General features: G+C 68.3%; 3 protein-coding genes and 1 pseudogene. All 4 read right to left on the minus strand.

Annotation, left to right across the window (positions count from 1 at the left end; translation table 11 throughout):
• Positions 1–80: 80 nt before the first annotated feature.
• Positions 81–317: a hypothetical protein gene (locus ACFWF3_RS34290; RefSeq protein WP_378991018.1), complete on the minus strand. Its 237-nt coding sequence runs from the start codon at positions 315–317 to the stop codon at positions 81–83.
• Positions 314–955 carry a TlpA disulfide reductase family protein gene (locus ACFWF3_RS34295; protein WP_379318188.1) on the minus strand — a complete coding sequence of 214 codons (642 nt, stop codon included), beginning with the start codon at positions 953–955 and terminating at the stop codon, positions 314–316. Before ACFWF3_RS34295 ends, ACFWF3_RS34290 begins: the two co-directional genes overlap by 4 nt.
• Complete coding sequence (locus ACFWF3_RS34300) at positions 952–1,569, minus strand: histidine phosphatase family protein (RefSeq protein WP_378943160.1); 618 nt, start codon at positions 1,567–1,569, stop codon at positions 952–954. The genes ACFWF3_RS34295 and ACFWF3_RS34300 overlap by 4 nt, the downstream gene beginning before the upstream one ends.
• A 119-nt stretch (positions 1,570–1,688) precedes the next feature.
• Positions 1,689–1,870 (minus strand): annotated as a pseudogene (locus ACFWF3_RS34305) (aspartate aminotransferase family protein); the annotation flags it as partial.

Below are 1,870 nucleotides of genomic sequence, written 5' to 3' on the forward strand. Positions count from 1 at the left end.
CAGGCAGGCTCCCAGCGCCAGCAGAAGCGGACCCGATGCCGCCGTCTGCTGGAAGGAATCCCCGACTGCGGCGAGCGGAATCACTCGTCGGTGTCCGTATCCATGTCATGCTGCTCGTCGCGCGGCAACGACAGGGTTCGCTCGGTCTCGGCCGGATCAGCGGGGCCGAAATCGAACAGACCGGCGCCGGCGACACTGCGCGGCACGGTCGCGATGCCGGCCCAACGGTCGTCGACCGTCCAGCCCGCACCCATTCGGCGGGCGCCCTGACGGGGACGACACGCGGTCAGATTTCCTGGACGACGACGGCTGCTCACTGCTTCTCCTCGGCGGCGATGCGCTCGACCACGGGCTGAAGGTCTTCGGCCAATAGCGAGCGAAGGAAGACCGCGGCGACCCGGTGCTGACGATCCAGGATCAACGTGGTCGGAATAACACTGGTGGGAAAGTTTCCGCCGAGAGCGAGCAAGGTCCGCATCGACGGGTCGTAGATGGACGGGTATTCGATCTTGTTGTCCACTACGAAGTCCTGGGCTTTGTCGCGCTGATGGTCACGGACATTGATCCCCAGGAACGCGACGCCTTGATCTCTGGTCGCCGCGAAGACTTTTTCGAGAGCGGGCGACTCGGCGCGGCACGGGCCACACCACTGTCCCCACAGGTTCACGACCACGATCTGGTTCGGGAAATCGTCGACCGAAACGGTCTTTCCCTCGTTCATCAGATCGGGCCCCGAGAGCGTGCCGATCGTCCCGCGCGTGGCGGGCGGATCGTAGTAGATATCCGTTTTACCACCGGGTGAGACGAATTCGAAGGTCCCACCACCGGTGGCGACCGCATCGGTACCCGTCGAGCAGCCCGCCGCGGCGATGATCACCAGCAGGGCGGACAGAACGGCGGTCAGCGCCCGCGGCCGACGGCCACGGGCGGTTCCCGACGAGGTGCAGCGTGTCATGCGCCGTGAACCGACGGATCCGACGCCCCGGCGGGCTCGGAATAGACGATGTCGACGAGCGTGTCGCCGTGGTAGACCAGCGAGGTCAGCGACGCCAGCGAGCACTGCCGGTTGCGCGGGTCGTGCCACAACCGCTGACCCTGCAGGAAACGGCGCAGCGTCCACACGGGCAGCTGATGCGAGACCAGCACCACCTCGTGACCGGCGGCCTCGACGCGGGCCTTGTTCACCGCGGCGAGCATGCGATGAGCGATCTGCAGATACGGCTCGCCCCAGGACGGGGTGAACGGGTCGCGCAGCTTCCACCAGTGCCGCGGCTTGCGCAGCGCCCCGTCACCGACGGAGACGCGCAGGCCCTCGAAGGTGTTGCCCGCTTCGATCAGGTTCTCGTCGGTGCGCACGATCAGGTCGTGGGCGGCCGCGATCGGCGCTGCGGTCTCCTGGGCGCGCTGCAACGGGGAGGCGATCACCATCGCGATGTCGTGATCGGCCAGCGAGCGCGCGACGGCACCGGCCTGCGAGCGACCGGCCACCGAGAGGCTGAAGCCGGGCAGGCGACCGTAGAGGATGCCGTTCGGGTTGTGCACTTCGCCGTGGCGCAGCACGTGCACGATGGTTTCGACACTCGACGGGTCGTCGTCGAGGGCGGGAGGTGCGGCGGCGGGGGCAGGATGGGGCGCCTCGTCGCTATCCGCCGGGACTGGGGCGAATTCTGCGTCGGGCTGGTCGGAGCTCACGCTGGGGATCCTTCGGGGGTTGCGGCCGCGGCCGCGAGGGCGGCGGCGGGCAGAGCGGCGGCGATACGGTCGAACGCGTCCTCGTCGAGTGCCGCGGAGACGAACCATGCCTCGAACGCGCTCGGCGGCGCGTACACGCCCGCGTCGAGCAGGGCGTGGAAGAAGGCAGGGTAACGCC

The sequence above is a fragment of the Nocardia sp. NPDC060220 genome (assembly GCF_042727815.1).
In the GTDB taxonomy this organism is placed as follows: Bacteria; Actinomycetota; Actinomycetes; order Mycobacteriales; family Mycobacteriaceae; genus Nocardia.